Source organism: Millionella massiliensis (genome assembly GCF_900104655.1).
GTDB lineage: Bacteria > Bacteroidota > Bacteroidia > Bacteroidales > Rikenellaceae > Rikenella > Rikenella massiliensis.
The window spans coordinates 2338941-2362299 of the sequence record NZ_FNWD01000002.1 but is presented as its reverse complement, the minus strand read 5'-3'; the positions used below and the strand labels follow the sequence as shown (position 1 = coordinate 2362299).

20 protein-coding genes are annotated in these 23359 nt (G+C 58.8%); 11 read left to right on the top strand and 9 right to left on the bottom strand.

The features are described 5' to 3' along the window. Positions 1-101 precede the first annotated feature (101 nt). The 4 genes from meaB to BQ5379_RS09050 all read left to right on the top strand — a co-directional run bounded on the left by meaB (position 102) and on the right by BQ5379_RS09050 (position 3879). Entirely contained in the window at positions 102-1196 is a 1095-nt protein-coding gene (meaB, locus tag BQ5379_RS09065) for a methylmalonyl Co-A mutase-associated GTPase MeaB (protein ID WP_071135135.1), read from the top strand. Between the two features lie 254 nt (positions 1197-1450). Continuing rightward, positions 1451-2824: an exodeoxyribonuclease VII large subunit gene (gene xseA / locus BQ5379_RS09060; RefSeq protein ID WP_071135134.1), complete on the top strand. Its 1374-nt coding sequence runs from the start codon at positions 1451-1453 to the stop codon at positions 2822-2824. Next, the gene (xseB, locus tag BQ5379_RS09055) at positions 2817-3029 is read left to right on the top strand and encodes an exodeoxyribonuclease VII small subunit (RefSeq protein WP_071135133.1); all 213 of its coding nucleotides are present in this window, start codon (positions 2817-2819) and stop codon (positions 3027-3029) included. The genes xseA and xseB overlap by 8 nt, the downstream gene beginning before the upstream one ends. Before the next feature lie 40 nt (positions 3030-3069). Further along, positions 3070-3879 (top strand): glycoside hydrolase family 16 protein, encoded by an 810-nt coding sequence (locus BQ5379_RS09050; RefSeq protein WP_071135132.1) that lies wholly within the window; start codon positions 3070-3072, stop codon positions 3877-3879. Positions 3880-4072: 193 nt separating this feature from the next. On the opposite strand, the gene BQ5379_RS09045 is transcribed toward BQ5379_RS09050, so the two are convergent. From BQ5379_RS09045 to rpsF, 7 genes are all read right to left on the bottom strand, one after another. Then, a complete protein-coding gene (locus BQ5379_RS09045) occupies positions 4073-4246 on the bottom strand; it encodes an indolepyruvate ferredoxin oxidoreductase subunit alpha (RefSeq protein WP_071135131.1) in 174 nt (57 codons plus the stop codon). Positions 4247-4309: 63 nt separating this feature from the next. Then, positions 4310-4906 (bottom strand): UbiX family flavin prenyltransferase, encoded by a 597-nt coding sequence (locus BQ5379_RS09040; protein ID WP_071135130.1) that lies wholly within the window; start codon positions 4904-4906, stop codon positions 4310-4312. A 168-nt stretch (positions 4907-5074) separates the two neighbouring features. Further along, on the bottom strand, positions 5075-5413 hold the full coding sequence (locus BQ5379_RS09035) for a cupin domain-containing protein (protein ID WP_071135611.1): 339 nt from the start codon (positions 5411-5413) through the stop codon (positions 5075-5077). A 554-nt stretch (positions 5414-5967) separates the two neighbouring features. Further along, positions 5968-7323: an MATE family efflux transporter gene (locus tag BQ5379_RS09030; RefSeq protein ID WP_071135129.1), complete on the bottom strand. Its 1356-nt coding sequence runs from the start codon at positions 7321-7323 to the stop codon at positions 5968-5970. Positions 7324-8332: 1009 nt separating this feature from the next. After that, a complete protein-coding gene (rplI, locus tag BQ5379_RS09025; protein ID WP_071135128.1) occupies positions 8333-8797 on the bottom strand; it encodes a 50S ribosomal protein L9 in 465 nt (154 codons plus the stop codon). A 26-nt stretch (positions 8798-8823) separates the two neighbouring features. Next, a complete protein-coding gene (rpsR, locus tag BQ5379_RS09020; protein WP_071135127.1) occupies positions 8824-9093 on the bottom strand; it encodes a 30S ribosomal protein S18 in 270 nt (89 codons plus the stop codon). A gap of 2 nt (positions 9094-9095) precedes the next feature. Beyond that, positions 9096-9440: a 30S ribosomal protein S6 gene (gene rpsF / locus BQ5379_RS09015; RefSeq protein ID WP_071135126.1), complete on the bottom strand. Its 345-nt coding sequence runs from the start codon at positions 9438-9440 to the stop codon at positions 9096-9098. A 325-nt stretch (positions 9441-9765) separates the two neighbouring features. On the opposite strand from rpsF, the gene BQ5379_RS09010 reads away from it, so the two are divergent. From BQ5379_RS09010 to BQ5379_RS08985, 6 genes are all read left to right on the top strand, one after another. Next, a complete protein-coding gene (locus tag BQ5379_RS09010) occupies positions 9766-10617 on the top strand; it encodes an AraC family transcriptional regulator (protein ID WP_071135125.1) in 852 nt (283 codons plus the stop codon). Between the two features lie 330 nt (positions 10618-10947). Beyond that, positions 10948-11886, top strand: coding sequence for a ribosome small subunit-dependent GTPase A (gene rsgA, locus BQ5379_RS09005; protein ID WP_071135610.1), 939 nt, complete (start codon positions 10948-10950; stop codon positions 11884-11886). Then, complete coding sequence (locus BQ5379_RS09000) at positions 11855-12730, top strand: TrmH family RNA methyltransferase (RefSeq protein ID WP_083377685.1); 876 nt, start codon at positions 11855-11857, stop codon at positions 12728-12730. Before rsgA ends, BQ5379_RS09000 begins: the two co-directional genes overlap by 32 nt. A gap of 26 nt (positions 12731-12756) precedes the next feature. After that, complete coding sequence (locus tag BQ5379_RS08995) at positions 12757-15474, top strand: glycoside hydrolase domain-containing protein (protein WP_071135124.1); 2718 nt, start codon at positions 12757-12759, stop codon at positions 15472-15474. 106 nt (positions 15475-15580) lie between these two features. Next, the gene (locus BQ5379_RS08990; RefSeq protein ID WP_071135123.1) at positions 15581-16771 is read left to right on the top strand and encodes an aspartate aminotransferase family protein; all 1191 of its coding nucleotides are present in this window, start codon (positions 15581-15583) and stop codon (positions 16769-16771) included. An 85-nt stretch (positions 16772-16856) separates the two neighbouring features. Then, the gene (locus tag BQ5379_RS08985; RefSeq protein ID WP_071135122.1) at positions 16857-17390 is read left to right on the top strand and encodes a PH domain-containing protein; all 534 of its coding nucleotides are present in this window, start codon (positions 16857-16859) and stop codon (positions 17388-17390) included. A 525-nt stretch (positions 17391-17915) separates the two neighbouring features. Here BQ5379_RS08985 and BQ5379_RS08980 read toward each other — a convergent pair. Next, on the bottom strand, positions 17916-20000 hold the full coding sequence (locus tag BQ5379_RS08980) for a cation:proton antiporter (RefSeq protein WP_071135121.1): 2085 nt from the start codon (positions 19998-20000) through the stop codon (positions 17916-17918). Between the two features lie 246 nt (positions 20001-20246). On the opposite strand from BQ5379_RS08980, the gene BQ5379_RS08975 reads away from it, so the two are divergent. Next, positions 20247-21107: a bifunctional methionine sulfoxide reductase B/A protein gene (locus BQ5379_RS08975; protein ID WP_071135608.1), complete on the top strand. Its 861-nt coding sequence runs from the start codon at positions 20247-20249 to the stop codon at positions 21105-21107. Between the two features lie 382 nt (positions 21108-21489). Here the strand turns inward: BQ5379_RS08975 and BQ5379_RS08965 are convergent, their stop codons facing one another. After that, the gene (locus tag BQ5379_RS08965) at positions 21490-23331 is read right to left on the bottom strand and encodes a family 20 glycosylhydrolase (protein ID WP_159431240.1); all 1842 of its coding nucleotides are present in this window, start codon (positions 23329-23331) and stop codon (positions 21490-21492) included. Positions 23332-23359 lie beyond the last annotated feature (28 nt).

The window sequence follows — 23359 nt, the reverse complement described above, 5'->3', positions numbered from 1 at the left end:
CGAAAACGCAGCACCTCCCGGAGAACAAAACCATCCGCGTTGCGGAATAACCGAACCAAATTCGTACCTTTACCTCACCAGCAACCAAAACGAAAGATCCCGTGGAACACTACGAAGAGCACCATAAAGAGACATTCAAAGACAGCGCCCTGGAAGTTGCCGGCGGCGTCGAACAGCCCCCCGTGGTCAACCCCTACTATAAGCGTCCCAAGCGCCACCGCCTCACGGCCGATCAGTACGTGGAAGGGATTCTGGCCGGCAACATCACCATCCTGAGCCAGGCCATCACCCTGACCGAGAGCCTGCTGCCCGAACACCACGCCCTGGCCCAACAGATCATCGAACGCTGCCTGCCCCACTCCGGCCACTCCGTTCGGATCGGTATTACCGGCGTTCCCGGCGCCGGCAAATCGACCTTCATCGAAGCGATGGGTGGCAAAGTGACCGGTTTGGGGCATCGACTGGCCGTACTGGCCATCGACCCCAGCTCCGAACGCACCAAAGGCTCCGTACTGGGCGACAAGACCCGCATGGAGACCCTCGTCCACAACCCCGCCGCCTTTATCCGCCCCTCGCCATCGGCCGGGTCGCTGGGCGGCGTGGCCCGCAAGACCCGCGAAAGCGTGATCCTGTGCGAAGCCGCCGGTTTCGACGTCGTCTTCATCGAGACCGTCGGCGTCGGCCAGTCCGAGACCGCCGTCCACTCGATGGTCGACCTGTTCCTGCTGATCCAGATCTCCGGCGCCGGCGACGAGCTGCAGGGCATCAAGCGCGGCATTATGGAGATGGCCGACATGGTGGCCATCAACAAGGCCGACGGCGACAACGTCCAGCGTGCCGAGCTCACCAAGCGTCAGTTTCTGAACGCCCTGGCCCTTTTCCCGATGCCCGAATCAGAGTGGAAGCCCCGCGTCTACACCACCTCGTCGACCGAAGGGCACGGGCTGACCGACCTGTGGCTCGGCATCGAAGACTACCTGAAGTTCACCAAATCCAACGGATACTTCGACCGCAACCGCAGCCGCCAGGCCAAGTACTGGATGTACGAAACCATCGACTCCGAATTGCGCGACAACTTCTACAAGTCGCCCCGGATCGAGCCTCTGCTGGCCGAATACGAGAAACGCGTGCTCGACGACAAGATCAGTTCGTTCGTCGCCGCCCGCGAACTCCTCGACCGCTACTACTCGAAATAGTCCCCCTTCCGGCCCCAGCTGTCAGCCTGTGAAGCCCTGCTCTGGCCACAGCTGCCCACCACCCGAAATCTCCCGTTCAGGCCACGCTACTCGCCCGCAATCTCCACTGATGGCCAGCTGCCCGCCCGAAATCCCCGTACAGCAGGCCATCAACACACTTCCTCCACCCGACGCCCCTTTCCGCTCCCGCCCACGGTAAGAGAAAGGGGCGTCGTGCGTACCGAACCCGGCGAAAAAAGTTATCTTTGTACAATATGGAGAACTACATCACCCTGTCGGCCCTTCAGGGGCAGTTGCGCACCGTCATCGAGCAATACGCCGGCGGTGCCCATTGGGTGGTTGCCGAGATCAGCGAATGCAAGGTCAACTACTCCGGCCACTGCTACCTCGAACTCGTCGAACGGCAGACCAACGGCAAAGCCCCCGTCGCACAGGCACGCGCCGTGATCTGGAGCAGCACCTACAAACTTATCTCCGGCTACTTCCGCTTCCAGACCGGCACCGATCTGAATGCCGGCATGAAAGTGCTCGTCAAGTGCACCGTTTCGTACCACCCCGTCTACGGACTGAGCCTCGTCATCAGCGACATCGACCCCGCCTACACGCTGGGCGAAACCGAACGGCTGCGTCGCCAGACCATCGCCCAGCTGCAGGAAGAGGGAGTTTTCGAGATGAACAAGACCCTCGCCCTGCCCGACGTGCCGCAACGCATAGCCGTGATCTCCTCGGCCAAGGCCGCCGGCTACCGCGACTTCATGCAGGAGATCGACGCCTCGCCCTACCGCTTCGAACTGACCCTTTTCGGAGCCGTCGTACAGGGTGACGCCGCCGAAGATTCGATCATCAGAGCACTGGACGCCATCGCCGGCCGCGAAACGGAGTTCGACGCAGTGGTCATCATCCGCGGCGGCGGCTCGACCAGCGACCTCGGCTGCTTCGACAACTACCGTCTGTGCGCCTACATCGCCCAGTTTCCGCTGCCCGTCATCACCGGGATCGGCCACGACAAAGACGTCAGCGTCGCCGACATGGTGGCCCACACCTCGCTCAAGACCCCGACGGCCGTCGCCGCCTACCTGGTCGATTGCGCCGCCGAGATGGAGACCCGCCTCGACTCGCTCTACGAGACGCTGACCGGGCAGGCCCGCCAGACCCTGATCCAGGAGAGCAACCGCCTCGAGAATGCCGGTCTGCTGCTCTCCACCCGCACCGTGCAGCAGCTCCACACGGGTATGGCCCGTCTAGACTCGCTGCGCAGCCGCCTGCGGATCGCCGCCACCGAACGCCTCACCAACGAACAGCGCCGCTGCGCCTCGTTCGGCACCCAGGTCAGCCAATGCACCGCCCAGCGTCTGACCGCCGGCGAAGCCCGCATGCGCTATGCCCGCGAACGGCTGGCCGCTGCCGCCGAAGGGCTGATCGAACGCACCCGCTCACGGCTCGAGCTGCTGCAGGTATCGATCAACGCCGCCAGTCCGCGACGCATCCTGAGCCGCGGCTACGCCATCGTGCGCGGCGTCCGCAGCGTCACCGAAGTCCACACAGGACAAAGCCTCCGGATCGAGCTGCAGGACGGCACCCTCCATGCAAACGTAACCTCCAAAATCCCCTCACACCCCAATGGCTAAGACAACCTCCACCGAAAAGATCACCTACGCCGAAGCTGTGGCCGAGATCGAAGAGATCCTCGCGAAGATGAACGACAACGAGCTGGACATCGACCAGTTAGGCGCCTACGTCGAACGCGCCACCACCCTCATCACTCTCTGCAAAGAGAAGCTGCTCAAGGCCCAGAAACAGGTCGAAAAGGTGATGCAGCCCGACGAAGCATAACCACACATAGCATAAACCCCATACCAAATTATAACACCCCATGAAAAAACAACTCTACCGCACCGCCCTGCTCGTCGGTGCCGCCCTGCTGTTGCTGCCGGGTGCAGCCACCGCACAGAAAAAGGAGAAGGCTCCCAAGTGGAAACTGATCTGGAAAGACGACTTCAAGAAAGACGGTTTTCTGGATCCCGAGAAGTGGTCGAAGATACCGCGCGGCGGTTCCGACTGGGACAACTACATGTCCCCCCGCGAGGATCTGTATGAAGTGAAGGACGGCAACCTGATTCTGCACGGCATCATCAACGACCGTCGCGACCAGGACACCGCCCAATACCTGACCGGCGGCGTATGGACCAAAGACAAATTTTCGGTCAAATTCGGCAAGGTCGAGATCCGTGCGCGTCTGGGCGAGGCCCAGGGGTCATGGCCAGCATTCTGGATGCTCTCGCAGGACGAGAAGTACGGCAAATATCCCAAGAACGGCGAGATTGACATCATGGAGCACCTCAGCCACGATGAATTCGTCTACCAGACCATCCACTCGCACTACACGTTGAACCTAAAGCAGGACACCCCGCAACGCTTCACCACCGTGCCGATCAACCGCCACGAGTACAACACCTACGGCGTGGAGTTCTATCCCGACAAAGTGGTCTTCACGCTCAACGGCCAGCCGACGCTGACCTATCCGAAGATCGAGACCGATCTCGAAGGGCAGTTCCCCTTCGACCAGGCCTACTACCTGCTGCTGGACATGCAGCTGGGCGGCGGCTGGGTCGGACCGGTCGATCCGGCCACGCTCCCCGTCAAGATGGAGATCGACTGGGTGAAAGTCTGGGTCCAGAAATAACCCACCGCACCGTCTGAACAAAAACGACTCCCCCGGATGCGAACCACTATCGAAGGTTCGCATCCGGGGGAGCATTTTTTAGGTACGCGTCATGCAGACCTGTCTCATTGCCGCCGAACCACGCTATATCAAAAAACAAGACGGGGATGTGCAAAGCCATTTACACATCCCCGTCCATTTTCGGATTTCCCGCTTATGCTTCCGGAGCGATAGCTTCTGCCGGGCAAACGTCAGCGCAGGTACCGCATTCGGTGCAGGCCGAAGCGTCGATAACGTAAACATCGCCGGCCGAAATAGCCCCTACCGGGCATTCGTCAATGCAGGTGCCGCAGGCAACGCATTTGTCGGGATCGATTTTATAAGCCATGAGTAAATGAATTGAGTTGGTTATGTAATGCAAATGTAAAACTATTCCCCCGAAAAGTCAAATTTATTCCTGCCATCCGCGGAAATCATCCGGCAGCAGCCCGAGCACCGACAGCAGGCGCAGAACCACCGTATCGACCGCCTCTTCGATCGTCGTGGGACGCGTGTAGAACGACGGCACGGCAGGCAGCACCACGGCGCCCGCTTCGCGCAGCGCGGTGAGGTTCCGCAGATGAATCAGCGAGAGGGGCGTCTCCCTCGGACAGAGGATTAACTGACGCGGATGCAACGGACTGTTCTCCTTGAGCATGACATCGGCCATCCGAGCAATCAGATCGTCCGACACGCCGCCCGCGATCCGTCCGGCCATCCCCATGCTGCACGGCACCACCGCCAACGCATCGTACCCGGCCGAACCCGAAGCCAACGGCGTAAAGAAGTCATCGTCGGCATACTCCGCCACCCGACCGTCCGCGACCTGCTTCTCCAGCCAGGACAGGAACTCCGGCCGTTCGAACCGGGCCACGTCGCGTCCGTTCTTCGTAAAGACCACCGCCAGCGCCTCGATCCTCCCCGCCTCGCGCGACGCCACCAGACGCCACAACAACCGCTCGGCATAGATCGCACCGCTGGCCCCCGTAATCCCGACTGCTATTTTCATTTCGATGTTAGATTAATATTCAACCCCGTTCCCATCTCCACCTTTATACATTTTCGCGACGCCCGCACTCGCCGTGGCAGTGAGCTCCACAACACACAGACTGCCCCCAGTCCGCTCACACGTTCCATACGCCGCGGGGCAATCGCACTACCCGGCAGAACACTCGCACTACAAAAAATCTTCACGAGCCGGGGCAAAGACATCGACAATCGTCCCCGCCTCCAACGCCACCACACCATGTTCGACGCCCGACGGCACGAAAAAGCCATCGCCCGCCCCGAGCGTTTCGGCCACACCTCCGATCGTTACGCGGAACCGTCCCCGCTCGATCAGCGACGACTGCGAATGGGGGTGACGGTGCGGCGCCCCTTCGGCACCCGCAGCGAATTCGACCTTGACCATCATGATCCGGTCGTCGTGGCCCATTACGAGGCGCCGAACCCCTCCGCCCAGGTCACGCCATTCGGCCGCATCGGGGCGGATAAAAATCGTATCGTTTGTACTCATCCTTCCGTCTGTTATCAGGCCCCGCGCCGTTGCGCCCACTATCATCGGCAGCACTTCCCGGAGCCGTTTTTTTGTTTACAAAATGTTTTCGCGAGCAACGTCCCTCACCACATTTCACGCCGTGCCTCTACATTCCTCCAACCCCTCCGCCCACACGCTCGTCCTACGAAGATAGCACATTCCGTTCGAAACTCCTATCTTCGAATCATTACCCTACATCGATTATCACTCGCCTTACGGGACGGAGTTATTAACAATCTTATTCACATTTCCACATCCGCATCAAATTATCCTCCGATGATTGTGTAAAAACTCGCCGAATCATTCACAATAGCTGTTAATAATTCGCCGTATACCTTCCCGGTAGCCCAAACAATTCACAGAATTATCAACAACCAACTCCTCCCTCACGTGAACAGGCGGTGAAAAGAGTGATGAACATTCGCTCCGAAATTGTGGATAAGTTAGCAACAACCACCGAAAGCAATGTTGACAAACGGTTAAAAACCTATACGGTCAGATTTGTAATCAGCAAGTTAGCCCTGTTAATAACTTTAATCCGCCATCCCCGCCATCAACTCGGCATAACGTCTGCGGAACCGACGGTAATACAGCAACGCCAACACGGCCAGACCGGTCGTAAAGGCAACCCACGTTCCCGCAGCCCCCATCCCCAGCACGAAACCGCACACATAGCCCACGGGCGCCGAAATGCAGGTATAGGTAAAAATGGCGTAATACATCGGACGCTTCACCTCGGTCAAGCCGCGCAGCGCACCAAGAATCACCCCCTGAAAACCGTCGATCACCATAAAGATACACCCATAGTGCAACAGATAGGTGGCAATGTCAATCACCGCAAGTTCGTCCGTAAAGAGCGCGGCAATCTGCCGACCGAAAACAAAGACAAGCAGCGAGGCACACACCGTAAATGCCGTGATCAGGTGGACCGAAGCATTCATGGCACGCCGCATCGAGGGATAGAGCCTGAGCCCGAAATCCTGACTGACCCGAATCGTGGTCGCCGCCGAGAGTCCGGTCACGACCATAAAACTGAGCGATGGCAGGTTGACGGCAATCTGGTGCGCAGCCTGCGGCACCGCCCCGAACACACCGATCACGACAGCCATCAGGCTCAATGCCGTCATTTCGATAAAGAGTTGCATGGCAATCGGCAGCCCGACGTTGAGCAACCGACGGATCCGGAAACGGGTAATCCCGACGCGACGGAACAACCGTACATAATCACGATAATCTTCATTTTTGAACATCAGCCTTGCAAACAGGATGACCATCACCACACGGGCAATGAAAGTCGAAGCACCGGCTCCGACAGCCCCCATCTCGGGGAATATCCACCAGCCGTAGATCAGCGCCCCGTTCAGCACGATATTCAGGACATTGCCGAAAATGGCGATCATCATGGTGTGCGACGTATTGCCGATTCCCTCGAGAAACTGTTTGCAGCTGGCAAAAAGCATCATCGGAAGCGCCGAGGCCAACTGGTACCACATATAACCGCGTGCGATGGGAAGAATCGCCGGATCCTGCCCCATGTACCCCATAGCCGGAATCATGACCCCCAGCAACAGCATCAACACAACACTCATTACGACACCCAGCAACAGCGAATTTTTAAACAACGAGGCGCTGCGCATGCGGTCGCCACGCGCAAAACTCTTACCGACAAGCGGCGTCAGGCCCATCGCCACCCCCGTACCGAGGAACAGAATCGGCCAGGAGAGCGCATAGGCGAACGAAATAGCCGCCAGGGGCACAGCCTCACCGAGGTGGCCGACCATCACGGTATCAACGATCTGGACGGAATACTGCCCTACCTGAGAAATGATAACGGGCAGTGCTAAACGCAGGTTTGCCTTGTAATAGGGTCCGTAACCTGTGAAAAACATGACTCTACGATTTTAGAATTACACAAATATGGCAACGCCTTTGAACTGTCGTTTCCCGCATAGCATAACCTTCACAGCTATTCAACGCCAGTCACCACGGTACGCCCGCATTCGAGGTAATACCACTCCTACGGAGTGCCCGAAGCCATCATGCTCGCGGCGGAGCAATGATTTGTTTACATTGACAGCCAACAAACGTAAAGTATTCGCCGCACCCCGATTCGAGGCAATACCACTCTGACGGGGTGCCCGAAGGCACCGCCCGCCCGGCGTGAGGGCAGTTCCGTACCGTTCTCGATGCGCTGCATCAAAAAGCCCGCGAAACGCGATATAGAGATAAACGAGCGATTCGCGCAACGGCGAATCGTTCGTTTATCTTTGAGCGGGCTTTGGTTTGAGACAACAATCGCTCTCCGACTGCCCTGCGCGGGCGGCGGCCGCGTGCTCGCGGCGGAGCGGGCGATGCTTCGCATCGCTTGTATCGTTAGAAACCACTCATTCGGGGTGCCCGAAGGCACCGCCCGACCGGCGTGAGGGCAGTTCCGTACGGTTCACTGCATCAAAAAGCCCGCGAAACGCGATATAGAGAGAAACGAATGATTCGCCCAGCGGCGCGAATCGTTCGTTTCTCTTTGAGCGGGCTTTTGCTTGAGACAACAACCGGTCTCCGACTGCCCTGCGCGGGCGGCGGCCGCGTGCTCGCGGCGGAGCGAGCGATACTGCGTATCGCTTGGGTCGTTAAAAACCCTTCTGACGGAGTGCCCGGAGGCACCGTGCTCGTGGCAGAGCGGCGATACTGCGTATCGCTCGTGTCGTTAGCAGCCTCTCTGACGGGGAGGCCGAATCCTCCCAAACAAAAAAGGTGTCTGCCCTCAAAGTAGAGGACAAGCACCTTTTTTTGATTTTGAAAGCTCGGAGACGGTAATACTCGACCGCTTTACAATATCATAAGAACGTGAAGTAGCCGGGCTTCGAGGTTACAAGACCTCCACCCTCACCGATCGATCAATTACTCAGCTGCAGCTTCTTCGGTTGCTTCGGCAGCAACAGAAACAGCAACTTCAGCTTTGATGTCTTTGTAGATTTTGACAACAGCCTTGTATTCGCCAAGCGATTTGATGGTATCGACTTTAACGTTGCGTTTGTCGATCGAGAAACCTTTGGCCTCGATGGCTTCAGCTACCTGAGCAGCGGTCACCGAACCGAAGATCTTGCCGCCTTCAGCAGCTTTGGCAACGATAGCAACGGCCACACCGTTGAGTTTATCGGCCACAGCCTGAGCGTCAGCGATCATTTTGGCTTCTTTGTGAGCCTGTTGTTTGATTTTTTCAGCCAATACCTTTTTAGCCGACGGGGTAGCTGCGGTAGCGTAGCCCTGAGGGATGAGGTAGTTATTGGCGTAGCCGGGACGGACGTTAACGATCTGGTCCTTATTGCCGAGGTTATCGACGTCTTGTTTCAGGATGATTTCCATAGTGTTCTACTTCTCCTCGGTTAAAATTATTTCAGAAGGTCGGTTACGAACGGCAGAATGGCGAGGTGGCGGGCACGTTTAACGGCGGTAGCCACTTTTTTCTGGTATTTCTGCGAGGTTCCGGTCAGACGACGGGGGAGGATTTTCCCCTGTTCATTGAGGAATTTTTTCAGGAATTCTGCGTCTTTGTAATCGACGTATTTGATGCCTGCTTTTTTGAAGCGGCAATATTTTTTCTTTTTAACCTCAACAGATACGGGATTGAGGTAACGGATTTCAGATTGCGGTGCTGCCATGATTACTCCTGAGTTTTAGCTGCGTTAAGGTTTCTGCGTTTTTCTGCGTACTCGGTTGCGTATTTGTCCTGTTTGAAAGTCAGGAAGCGAATTACGCGTTCGTCGCGACGGTACTGAGTTTCGAGGATGTCGACCAGCTGGCCTTCGCCTTCGAATTCGATCAGGGTGTAGAATCCGGTCGTTTTTTTCTGGATCGGATAGGCGAGCTTACGCAGACCCCACTCTTCGGTGTAGGTCACATTGCCGCCGTTTTCGGTGATGACACCCTGGAATTTGCTGACCAGTTCTTTCAGCTGCGCGTCCGAGAGAACGGGGGTCGCAATGAAAACGGTTTCGTAACGGTTCATAAGAATTGTCCGTAAATGATGAATAAAATGTTGGTAATTGGTAGTTTACGAATCGCCACACAGGCTTTTCGACCCGCAAAGTTAGGATTTCTATCGGAACCTGCAAAACATTCGCCTCAATTTCCGTTTGGTACATTTCTTGATATGGAGAAACCGATATGCCCTGATCGGCCGGAAATAGATAACACAAAAAGCTGTTTGTTTAACACTATCCGTTCAATTACAAAACATTTAGACTTATTTATGGATTATATTTGTACCCCTTGAGGCAGGTGAATATTCTTTAAATTATAATTGTTGCCAATTTATGTCGGAGACAACAACAATGATCACAAACGAAACAGGCCGGACTGCATCGGTATGGCAATACATCACCCATGCAGACCACGGTGCCGAATGGGTCGAACTCACTGAAAACATGATCGGCCTGGTCGGCAACGGGACGAAAACCATCCAGTACGCCCAGGCCCGATACAACATCCGGGCCGGCGAAGTGTTTGTACTCTCACCGGGCAAACACTACATCGAGAACATTCCCGCGACGGACGGTCCTTACAAGGAGACCTGTATCACATTCGACAACCAGACCATGGCCGGCGCCCTGTCCACGCTGGTCTCGCTCTACGGAGTTGAGATCCGCCACCCGCAGGGAGGTCGTCCCGATCCCACCCTGGCCCACGTCTGCACCCGCGTATGGCCCGAGATGCGACTCTTCTTCGATTCGCTCGAGCCCTACATCGACACCGACTACCTCAACGTACACCCGCAGCTGCTCCGCCTGAAACTCGCCGAGTTTGCCTACATGGTCATCTCGCACAAGGAATTCAGTCTGCAGCACAAACTGCTTCAATGCATCGACCGGCTGAGCGACCCGTTCGAAAGCATCATCCGCAACTCCATCTTCGAGAACCTCACCATCGAAGAGCTCGCCCTGCGGACCAACAAGAGCCTCACCTCGTTCAAAAACGACTTCCAGCGCATCTTCGGCGACACGCCCCACCGCTGGATCATCAAACAACGCCTGCTTCATGCGCGGCTGCTGGTGATCTCCACCAACAAAGCCATCTCGCAGATCGGCTATGAATGCCGTTTCGACAACATTTCGCACTTCATCAAACTTTTCAAGCGCGAATTCGGGCTCACCCCCCTTTCGATGCGACAGGAACAACGCCAGTAGCCCGGCGCGACGAGACGAAACACCCTTCCCATCAAAAGACCGTTGGAACCCTCTCCAACGGTCTTTTTTCATCATCCCGCCCCGGAATCTCCCTACCCATGCCAACGGGGCACCGGCAACCCCGAAAAAACATTAACTTTGTCAGATTGGGAAAACAGTTTGCCACCCGAATCAGGCCGAAGCATTCACCCTCCCCTGTGTTCACCGCAACCATGAGCCACGGAGAGAGTCCCAAACGACACGAGAGGCCCCGATCGACGCACCGGCAAAACAAACAATATATTAAAAGGTAAAGCACCCTATTCCCCCCAAACAAACATGGCAAAACAGATCGAGGGAATCGTAATCAAAAGCACAGGCAGCTGGTACACCGTACTGGACACCTCCACCGGTGAGCAGGCACGATGCCGGATACGCGGCGTATTCCGCTTGCGCGGCAGCCGCACCACCAATCCGGTGGTCGTGGGCGACCGCGTTCGGGCCGAAATCGGCCAGGAGGAGGGCGACAACGTCATCACCGACATCCGTCCCCGCAGCAACTACATCATCCGCCGCGCCTCGAACCTCTCCAAAGAGAGCCACATCATCGCCGCCAACATCGACACCGCCTATCTGGTCGTCACGCTCGATTTTCCGGCCACCAGCACCGAATTCATCGACCGTTTTCTGGTCACCGCCGAAGCCTACCACATTCCCGTGGTGATCCTGCTGAACAAGATGGACCTCTTCGCGGCACCCGAGTATCGCGAGATTATCGACGAATTCAGCGCCATCTACCGCAGTGCAGGCTACGAAGTGATCGAGATCTCGGCCACCACCGGTCAGGAGATCGACACCCTGCGCCAACGGATGCACGGCCGCACCTCGCTGTTTTCGGGCAACTCCGGCGTCGGCAAATCGACCCTCATCAACGCCATCGAGCCCGGTCTGCACCTGAAGACCGGCGCCATCTCCGACTACCACCACAAGGGGAAACACACCACCACCTTTTCCGAGATCTTTCCCCTGACCGGCGGCGGATTCCTGATCGACACCCCCGGCATCAAGGGATTCGGCCTGGTGGACATCGCCCCCGACGAACTGGCCCGATACTTTCCCGACCTGTTCCGCTACGCTCCCCACTGCCAGTATTACAACTGCACCCACACCCACGAACCCAACTGCGCCGTAACGGCCGCCGTAGCGAGCGGCGAGATCGCCGAGTCGCGCTACATCAGCTACCTGAAAATACTTGAGGATGACGACAAAAACGGCAAATACCGAAAATAACTACTTCCGCGAGAACCACATACCGACCAAACAACAACTCCGCGACCTGAACGCCTCGCTCCGTCCGGACGACATCCGCGCTCCGCGCCCCCGGCAGCCCGAGCCGGTCGATCCTCCCGAAGTCATTCGACAGAAGATCGATTACCTGCAGCGGTTCGTGCTGCCCGAACGGTACGAGAGCCTCACCCGGCGGCTCGACTGGCGCACCCGCTACCTGGTCATGTGCCTCGAAGACATCTACTACCCGCACAACGCCAGCGCCGTAATCCGCAGCTCCGAAGCCTTCGGGCTGCAGGAGATCCACGCCGTGGAGCACACCGTCCGCTTCGCCCCCAACAAGCACATCGTGCGCGGCACCGACCAGTGGATCGACCTCCGCAAGTGGGACGACACGCCCAGCCTGGTGGAACACCTGCGCACACGCGGCTATCGGATCGTCGTGACCGCCCCGCCGCGGCCCGACGCCCCCGAACAGAACCACACCCCGTCCGACTTCGACATCGCCGCCGGCCCCATCGCCCTGTTCATGGGCACCGAAAAGAGCGGCATCTCGCCCTGGCTGATGGAACACGCCGACGCCACGATCTCCATTCCGATGGTCGGATTTGCCGAGAGCCTCAACATCTCCGTATCGGCCGCCATCGTCGCCCAGCGTCTGGCCGAGCGGATCCGCCAGCCCGAGAACGGAGTGGCATGGCAACTCACCCCGGAGGATCGCGACCGACTGCTGCTGCGATGGCTCTGCAACTCCGTCCGCGACTATCGCAACATTCTGCGCCGCGGCGGTTTCGACCAGCCGGACACACCGTCGGAACCCGACACACCATCAGAGGACAATTTATAACTAACACCGGATAGACCCAAACTCACATGAAACCCATCCGATTTTCCCTTACCCTTCTGCTCTGCGGCAGCACCCTGTTTCCGGCCGCAGCGCAGGACAAAGTAACCAACGCCTTCGAAGACCTCAAACGCAGCGGCACCGTCCAGGAACAGGACTCCCCGATGCGCCAGCGGGCCACCCCCGAACAGGTAGCCGCTCTGCGGACCACACTGCCCGAAGCCGGCTACTTCTGCTTCACCGAAGACCGCAGCCGCTCCGTACGGATGACCGACGCCCTGCCGCAGTCATGGACCGAACGTTCGGCCGAGGAGCGTGCCACGTTCACAGGAAACGCCGCCCCCGGCGAATTCTACACCTGGCAGATCGCCCTTTTCAGCCCCGACTTTTCGCTCGACGACATCCGCCTCACCTTTAGCGACCTGCGCGACCGCTCCACCAGGGGCCGCATTCCGGCCGACTCGATCCGCTGCGTCAACCTCGGCGGCATCGACCTGCTCGGCCGCCCCTTCACCAAACGCGTCGACGTACCACAGGGCAAAGTCCAGAGCCTCTGGTGCGGCGCATCGGTTCCGAGCGACCTGCCCGCCGGCACCTACACCGGGAGCGTCACCGTACAGCCCGCCGGCCGTGAAGCGACCCGCATCCCCGTCACGCTGACCGTCTCGGGCGACCCGCTGCCCAACGGCGGCACCGACCAGGGCTGGCGCATGGCCCGCCTGCAGTGGCTCGACTCGCAGATCGGCGTGGGGAGCACCCCTACAGCCCCCTACACCCCGCTCGTTGTCGGCCCCCGGACGGTCGACTGGCTGGGCGGCACCCTGACCCTCGCCGACAACGGTCTGCCCGCAGCCATCACCACGAAATACGACACCCAGAACTGCCTCGACCCCGACGCCGCCCAGGCCGTACTGGCCGCACCGATGCGTTTTGTGGTCGAGACCTCCGACGGCCGCACCGAACAGTTCACCGCCAAACAGGCCCGTCTGAAACGCACCTCCGACGGCCGTGCCGAATGGAGTGCCAGCGGCAAGAGCGGCGACCTGCAGATCGACCTCAGCGGATGGATGGAGTTCGACGGCTTCGCCGACCTCAACATCCGTGTAACCGCAAAGAAAGAGTTACAAGTCAAAGACATTCGCCTCGAAATTCCCTACACCGGCTACGCCTCGCGTTACGTGATGGGGCTCGGCCGCAAGGGCGGCTTCCTGCATGCCGAAGATGCCGACATCGCCGTCACCGAAGAGACCTTCAAGTGGGACACCACCAAACATCAGGATGCCCTCTGGCTGGGAAACGTCAATGCAGGCCTCAACCTGAAATTCAAAGACCCGTCGAACTACGTTCGGCCACTGGTCAACATCTACTATGCACTTGGGCGTCTGCGGATGCCCACCTCGTGGGGCAACGACGGCAAGGGCGGCATCCGGCGCAGCGACCAGCCGGACAGCAGCGTACTGGTAACAGCCTTCTGCGGTCCGCGCACGCTGACCAAAGGCCAGACGCTGAACTTCGGCGTTGAGATGCTCGTCACCCCCGTCAAGCCGCTCGACATGGAGCACCACGTCACCGAACGCTTCTACCACTCGAACAGCGACCTGAGCGACAGCTACATCCCCGCCGCCCGCCAGGCCGGTGCCAACTTCATCAACATCCACCACAAGAAAGAGTTCTACCCCTACATCAACTACCCCTACTACGACGATTGCACGGCCGACTTCAAGGCATTTGCCGACAGTGCCGCCCGCTACGGGATTGGTACCCGCGTCTACTATACCACGCGCGAGCTGACCGTCAAGGTTCCGGAGATCTGGGCCCTGCGCAGCCTCGGCAGCGAAGTGATCCACGACGGTCCCGGCCGGGAGACCCGCACGCTGATCCACCCCAACGGCCCGAACCCGTGGCTGAACGAGAACCTCGGCGACCACTTCATTCCGGCCTGGTTCAACGCCTTCCAGGAGGGAAAATACAAAGGCGAGATGGACATCTCGGTCATCACTACCCCCGACTCGCGGTGGAACAACTACTACCTCGAAGGGTTGCAGTGGATGATCCGCCACTACGGGCTGCGCGGTGTCTATATCGACGACAGCGCCCTCGACCGCGAGACCCTCAAACGCGCCCGTCGTCTGCTGGACGCCGACAGTGTCCGCCGCCAGATCGACATCCACACCTGGAACCACATGAACGAGTGGGCCGGCTACGCCAACTCGCTGCACATGTACCTCGACCTGCTGCCCTACGTCGACCGGACCTGGATCGGCGAAGGCTTCGGGGCCGACAATACGCCTGACTTCTGGCTGGTCGAAATGTCAGGCATTCCGTTCGGGCTGATGAGCGAGACCCTCGACGCCCACAACGTATGGCGCGGGATGGTGTACGGCATGCCGCCGCGTCTGCCCTGGAGCGGCAACCCCGTACCGATCTGGAAACTGTGGGACGCCACAGGCATGAAAGACGCCGTAATGTACGGCTGGTGGGATCCCGCCTGCCCCGTGACGACCGACAACGCCTCGATCAAGGCCACCGTCTACAAGCTGCCCGACGGCCGGGCACTCATCGCCGTGGCCAACTGGAACCGCGATCCGCAGGAGGTTCGGCTGACGGTCGATCCCGACCGTCTGGGCTTCACCCCCGCCAGCGCCACACTGCCCGCCGTCGAGACGCTGCAACCCGAAGCCATCATCGACCTCTCGCTGCCCGTGACCATCGAAGGCAGCAAGGGGATGTTCATTCTGGTAGAATAACCGCCCGTCTGCCGGTGCCGCGGGAAACAGCCACCTTTCGGATTGAAAGGGGAGGCCCATCCCATCCGGCCCGGCAGCCTCATTTTCCTCAGACCAAACGAACCCTATGGAAATCTTACGCAAACAATTTCTGAGCCATGTGGGCCAGACCTCCGACTCGCCGCTGATGATCGAAGTGGCCCGCGCCGAAGGGATCTACTTCTACGCTCCCGACGGGAAACGCTATGTCGATCTGATCGCCGGCGTCTCGGTGAGCAACGTCGGCCACGGCAACCCCGCCGTCGTGGAGGCCGTCTGCGCCCAGGCCCGCGACTACATGCACATCATGGTTTACGGCGAGATGATCGAACGTCCGCAGGTGCGCTACGCCACGGCCATCGCCTCGCTGCTGCCCGCCCCGCTCGAAAGCATCTACTTCGTGAACTCCGGAGCCGAAGCCGTCGAAGGGGCGCTGAAGCTCGCCAAACGCCACACCCACCGCACCGAAATCATTTCGTTCCAGAACGCCTACCACGGTTCGACCCACGGTTCGATGAGCGTCATGGGAGGCGAGACCTTCGTCGGCGCCTACCGTCCGCTGCTGCCCGACACCCGCAAGTTGCGGTACAACCGTTTCGAAGACCTGACACAGATCACCGAACGGACGGCCTGTGTACTGGTCGAGCCCGTCCAGGGCGAAAGCGGCGTGAACCCGCCCGCACCGGGATTCCTGGAGGCCCTCCGCCAACGCTGCACTGAGACCGGTGCCCTGCTGATCTTCGACGAGATTCAGACCGGCTTCGGCCGCACCGGCGCCATGTTCGCCCTGCAACGCTACGGCGTCACCCCCGACATCGTGTGTCTGGCCAAAGCCCTCGGAGGCGGAATGCCGCTCGGGGCCTTCGTCTCTTCGAACGCCATCATGTCCGGCCTGCAAAGCGACCCGCCGCTGGGCCACATCACCACCTTCGGCGGCCACCCCGTCTGCTGTGCCGCAGGCCTCGCCGCTCTGAACTACATTCAGGAGCATGACCTCGCCACGCAGGCCGAACCGAAAGGGGCGCTGTTCGAAGCGCTGCTCCGCGACCATCCGGCCGTCCGCGAGATTCGCCGCAGCGGGCTGCTGCTGGCCGTAGAGCTCGGAAGTTCGGAACGGCTGTTCCGCGCCATGGCCCTGCTCAAGGAAGCCGGTTACCTGTCGGACTGGTTTCTCTTCTGCGACACCGCCTTCCGCATCTCGCCGCCGCTGACCATCACCGAAGAGCAGATCCGCGAGTGCTGTGCCGACATCCGCACCCAGGTGCTCGACCAGCTCTAAGCCATCTGGCCCACAGAGAGTCGGGATCCCACCCCACCGCCGTTTTCACAGACTTAGAAAACCCCTAAAAAATCAAATAAACCAAATGAGCAACGCCATCCCATCCAAGTCCGACACAACGACCCGTTGCGCACGCTTTGCGGTCACTGTCGATCGGCCGAACCGCCTCACGACGCTCCTCTTGTGCGGTTTTATGCTCGCTGCCATGGTCATCTGCTGGTTCTCATCGGCCGACGACATCTTCCGCTACATCATGGCCGTAATCCTGCTGCTGGTGGGCGGAGTGCTCCCAATACTGATCTACGTCCATCTGCCGCGACAGATCGAGGTGACGCCCACCGCCATCCTGCTCCACTGCCCGGCCCGGACCAAAAGCATTCCCCGCAGTGAAACGACCGAAATTCGCCGGATTCAAGACCATGATTTGCAGCTTTTCTTCCGCAAATGGGGATCTTCGGGTATGTTCGGGAACTGGGGCCACTTCTCCTCCAAGCTCTACCCCGACATGTTCTTTTACACCAAACGCAGCAGACGAGATTGGATACTGGTACGGGACAACGGCCAGGTCTGGGTACTCTCGCCCGATGATGGAGAAGCGTTTTTGAACGCATTTCAATAAACTTCCCCGCATCGGTTCGCCTCCCTCGTTCCCCCACGAAAAGAACAAAGGTTGGTTCCTCCACTACGTTGCACACCAACCCCACCTGAATCACAGCAACTTCCCTGCGAAGGTTAAAACAGAGCCAGAGTAACTGCGACAGCAGAGCTCCCCGAACGACTCCCCTTCGCTGTATCCCTTTGCCTTTCCTGCATAAAAAGGGCCCGCATCGGTCATTAGACAACCGATGCGGGCCTATTATTTTTCAGACAGGCTGCCAACGCAATCCTACCGAGACGTCTGATCCCGTTTTACCTTCTGCCCTCCCCCAAACAACCGTTCTCTGAGTGACACGGCTATACAGCAAATCACGACAACATCGGGCACGGCATACTACAACCCGAGACGTTGATGACGAACAGCCTGCTATTAACGATTCCTCATCCAGCCTTCCGGAAAGCAGTCTGATATTCCCTTCGCACTTTCACCCATCAAAACGCTACTCTCACCATCCACCCCAAGCTATACCTCCAGCGCCCCGCGCTACTAACTCTTGAGAATGCGCGAAACCGTGGTGTTCCGATAGCGTTTGTTAATGTCGTCGATCATCGACTGCACATCATCCGGTGCCACCAATCCTTCGTGCACCATCTGAGCGACAGTCGCCTTTTCGTTGCTGATCAGCATACGCACCGTTTTCTGAGTGATCGCCAGACGGTAGGAGCTCGGGAAGTGACGGGCAATCAGGTCCATAATCGACTGGCTCATATCGACATTCTTCTGCACTTCGCCACGCAGAGACTCCAGTTTCTGAAGGTCCTTACTGTCGAACGTTCCCGACGCCTCCAGCTCATCGAGCAGCGTGAGTGAGGTTCGCTGGGCATGAATCAACCCGCGCGCCACGTCGTACTCAGCCACAAACGTGGTGGAGTGGTGACGGTCGATCCAACGGTACAACACCTCACGCGGACGCTTCTTCCAACGCAGATAGAGCGGCAGTTTCGGCATCTCGAGCAGTTTGGCCCGTTCGCACAGCGGCCGCTGCCCGTCGGCATCGTACAGTTCTTCGACTACAGCCAGCAACCGCCGCATCGAATCGGTCGAAACGATCCCCTTTTCGTAGAGCTGCCAGTAACGGGTACGCTCTTTGTCCAGGATCCTCAACCGGATGTCGGCCACCAGGTCCTGCGTTTTGACCCGCTCGGTCGGAGCCGCCGTCGGCGTCGGCAGGAACGTGGCCACCTTGTCCCAGTCGGCCGCCTTGAGCGCTTCGTTTTCCTGCAACTCGCGATAATAAGCCTGGGTGTTGTCACACAGTTTTTTGTGGATCGTATAGTTCAGATAACTCTTGGCAGACGAGACGCGGGTCAGCCCCAACTTCCGCAACAGCCACCCGATCGTGGTGGCATTGACCGTCAGGGTAAGCGCCACAATCCCGCCCGTCAGGAAAAGGACCTGTCGCCGGATCGGCTCGGGAATAGGCAGTGTGTACGAAACCATCAGTGCCAGGGTCAGCCCCAGGGCGCCACGCAGACCGCCCCAGCAGAGGATCACAGCCTCACGCTTCGAGAGCCCGTAACCCGACCGCTTCATGACCGGGTAGAACAGCGTAATCATCGCCATCCGCACCACATTGATTCCAATGTAGACCAGGAACAACACGACGAAATCCATCAGCGAGGCCTGCACCTGCAGGGCGATCACCACCCCTACCAGAATGAAGATCAACGTATTGGCCATGTAGGTCGCCAGTTCCCAGAACTCCTGCATGAAGTGGTTGACCTCGGGGGCAATTCGGGGACGTCCATAGTAGGTAATGACCAGTCCGTAGCCCACCAGCGCAATGACGCCGGACACCCCGAGGTAGTTTTGCGCCAGGAAGAAGGTCAGGTATGCCGACACCAGAATGGCGCTGTTTTGCATGACTGCGTCGTCGCTGCGGGTGATGAACCAGAGGCAGAGCCAGCCGAAAACAACTCCGAGCAGGATACCGCCCAGCACCACATAGATGAAATCCGACACCGGAGCATCGACGCCGCCCGCCGCCGTAAAGGTTCCGAAGAAGAGCATGAACAGCACGATACCGGTTCCGTCGTTAAGCATCGACTCGGCATCGACCAGAGTCGAGAAACGTTTGCTGACCCCGAGTTCCTTGAGCAGCGCCACCACCGCCACGGGGTCCGTCGCACTGATCAGCGCCCCGAACATCAGGGCATGTGTCCAGTCCCACTGGGCGTAGTTCGGAGCGAAGAGGCTGATTGCCATCATCATGGCTCCGGTCAGGAACATGGCCACGACCATACCGGGCCCGGAGAGGAGCGTCGCATTGGTCAGCGTTTTTCGAAAGATGTGCACATCCAATTCATATGCCGCGTCGAAGATCAGAATCGGCAGGAAGAGGTAGAGGATCAGGTCGGGGTCGATATTGCCGGCAAAATCGATCGACGCCTTCAGCACCGAAGAGTCGGCATACACCCCCATTCGGTCGAGCAGGCCGATCACCAGCCCGAAGGCAAACAGGCCCACGGTATAGGGCAGAACCGTGCGCTTAAGACAGAACTTGAGGATAGCCCCGGCCACCAGCGAGACGATTACAAAAACCAGTGGTGCCAAAAATTCCATTGAATCCATAAGCACAATCTTTAGAACTACTCGGCAAAATTAGCCAAAATATCGACCCATCTAAATCCTATTTCGGAATATTTTTTCCGAATATTTTCATGACCCAATATAAAGGCTCGTATTTACGTTTTACTATCAGATATGGAAAAAAACGTTAATTTTAAGCGCCCGTACCGACAGGCCAAGGGTCTGCTCCGATACGCACTGACAGCCGCCGTCCTGCTCGGAACCGCCGGCACCGTAAACGCACAAACCATGAAGAAAGAACTGACACCCGAAGAGAAACGGGTCATCATCGACAAAGGGACCGAACGCCCCTTCAGCGGCAAATACTACAAGTTCAACGAAGCGGGGACCTACACCTGCAAACAGTGCGGCGCCCCGCTCTACCGGTCGGAAGACAAGTTCGACTCGGGTTGCGGATGGCCCAGCTTCGACGACGAGATCCCCGGAGCCGTGAAACGCACGCCCGATGCCGACGGCGAGCGTACGGAGATCACCTGCGCACGCTGCGGCGCCCACCTGGGCCACGTCTTCACCGGCGAAGGGTTCACCGACAAGAATACGCGCCACTGCGTCAACTCCATCTCGATGGAGTTCGTGCCGGCCGGGACGAAGGCCGAATCACGCACCGAGACCGCCGAAGCCATCTTTGCCGGCGGATGTTTCTGGGGCGTTGAACACATGATGCAGAAACAGTCTGGCGTGATTTCCGTCGTATCGGGCTACATAGGCGGCAACGTGGACAATCCGACCTACGAGCAGGTCCGCGCCCACACCACCGGCCATGCCGAAGCCGTGCGGGTGACCTACGACCCCTCGAAGGTCGATTACGAGACCCTGGCCCGGCTCTTCTTCGAAATCCACGACCCCACGCAGTCCGACGGACAGGGTCCCGACCTGGGCCCGCAGTACCGTTCCGAGGTGTTTTACCTCGACGAGCAGCAGAAGGCCGTCGCCGAGAAACTGATCGGCCTGCTGCGCGCCAAGGGCTACGACGTGGTGACGCGCGTCACGCCGGCCACCCGATTCTGGCCCGCCGAAGACTACCACCAGGACTACTACGAACGGAAGGGAACCGAGCCCTACTGCCACGCCTACACCCGGCGGTTCTAACCCCCGCGCTCGGCCCCGGCCGGGAGACACGCACGCTGCCCCCCCGGCCCCGTTGCAACCCGGATCCCGTTAAGCCCCTGAACCCCATTGAGCCCCCGCTCGTTGAAACCCGGGATTCGTTGTGCCACCGTCTCCTTTGAGACCCCGGCCCCATTGAAACAAAGCGCCTCGTCAAAACGATCCATGGTGATCGTTTTGACGAGGCGCTTCTTACTAAAAAGCTACCGGTACCGAAGACTCCCGACCTTCATCACAAACTTCGAACAAAGGGAGCCGTTTCCACTTTCCTAACTCAACAGTTCAGCGACGAACTCACGAGCAAGCCTCGCTCGCCCCGCTCAACCTTTTTGTCCCACCCCATGCAACCACGAGGCACACCGGATCAATACGGAATAACCGCAAAAATCCAGTGCTGACCGGCAAATACCTTTCGGGAACAGAGCCGCAGGGTGTTTTTACCCGCCTTCAGCGGCAGTTCGACCGGCTGGCGGGTCCAGAACAACTGTTCGTCGGTATAGGGGAGTTCCTCCTCCGGTTTGGCCCAGGTGTTGAAGTGGAAGCGATAAGCCCCCGGTTCTTTCCACACCGGCGGTTCGATCCGCACGCCGTTCAGCCACAGATCGCTGCCCGTTTCCCACTCGCCCTGACGGCCGATACCGTCCGAGATGCGGTTCGAGCGCGACGGCGCCTCGAAACCCACCTGCGCCCGGAGCACCGTGTCATGCGGCACGTCGATCACCAGCTCGGCCCAGACCACCCCCGAATCGGATTTTTCGAGTCCCAGCGACTGCAACATCGCATCGACGTCGATGGCTCCGCCATAGAGCGTATGCCAGGTCAAACCCGTCGTATCCGCACCGGCAGCCACCGGTTCCGACACCCGCCAGCACAACGAAGCGTTGGGCCACCAGCAGAACGGTTCGCCCTCCTGCATCAGCACATTCCGATGCGCAGCCATACGCCCTTCGAATTCGGCCAATGCCTGACCGGCCGGAGAGGTCGGATCGGGCAGCAGATTCGGATTTTTCGGCGCCCCCTGCGGCGTCAGCCCGCCGCGCCAGAAACGCTCAGCAAACGGCAACAGTCCCGACCATACGCTGCTGTTCCGTACCAGTTCGTCCTGCCCGGGCGCCTTCGTATCGTTCCACAGGCAGAGAATCCCGCCGATGGCCAGCGAATCGCCCTGTGCCTGGTCGCACGGATTGTGCAGAAACATCCGCGACGCGAACAAAACAGGATCATAATTGTTCAAGTAACCCATGTAGGAGTCGACAAAACAACCTTTCGCCTGGCTGTTTTTTGATACATAGCCCGGCGCTTCGGACCACACCTGCCGGATTGTCCGCTCCGACGCAGCCTTCAGTCCGGGGTCCCACACCAGCGGAGTCCGACCGTTGGCCGTCACCACACTGTCGGCCCACCGCATGAAACCCGTCGGATCGGGGACATGCACCTCGTCCGACCCGATGTGGATATAAGGAGCCGCTTCGACCGGAATCTCGGCAAAAAATTCGTTCAGTGCCTGTTCGAGGATTTTCATCCCCCGCGGATCGGCCATGCCGAAACCGAAGGCGCTGTTGAAGAAGGTGCTGTGGCCCGGCATGTCGATCTCCGGAATGACCGTTACGCCCCGTTCCCGGGCATACTCGATCAGATCACGAATTTCTCCGTAGGTATAGAACTTGCCCTGGTCACGCCCCGGACGCTGGTAGAGTGGATCGTTGAGCTGCGGAAAGGCTTTCGATTCGATGCGCCAGGCCGGATGATCCGTCAAGTGCCAGTGGAAGAGGTTGATCTTATAGCGCGAGAGCATGTCAATATGCTTCTCCAGATTCTCGATCGAGATAAAATTACGCCCCGTATCGTGCATGAATCCGCGCCACGGAAAGGCGGGCCAGTCAACAATCCGCACGCTCGGTACCAGGCTTTTCGCATCCGCCAGCTGACGCAGCGTCTGACGCGCCCAGATGGCTCCCCGTTCATCCTTGGCCGTGATGCGCACCCCCTTCTTGTAGGTCTCCAACACATAGCCCTCGGCCGGCAGATCGAGCGTCGAGTCGATCTCGACCTTCACGTTCAACAGTGGCATCATATAGGGTCCCGTCACCTCCACCTGCTGCGGATAGGGAATCAAGGCCGGCAGAGCACGTCCGCTAACCGCCGGTTTGGTTGCGGCCACCCCCCAGGCAACCGACAACATACATATAAGCAAGAGTCGTTTCATCGGGTCGCAAGTTAAAAATTTAGCCCCG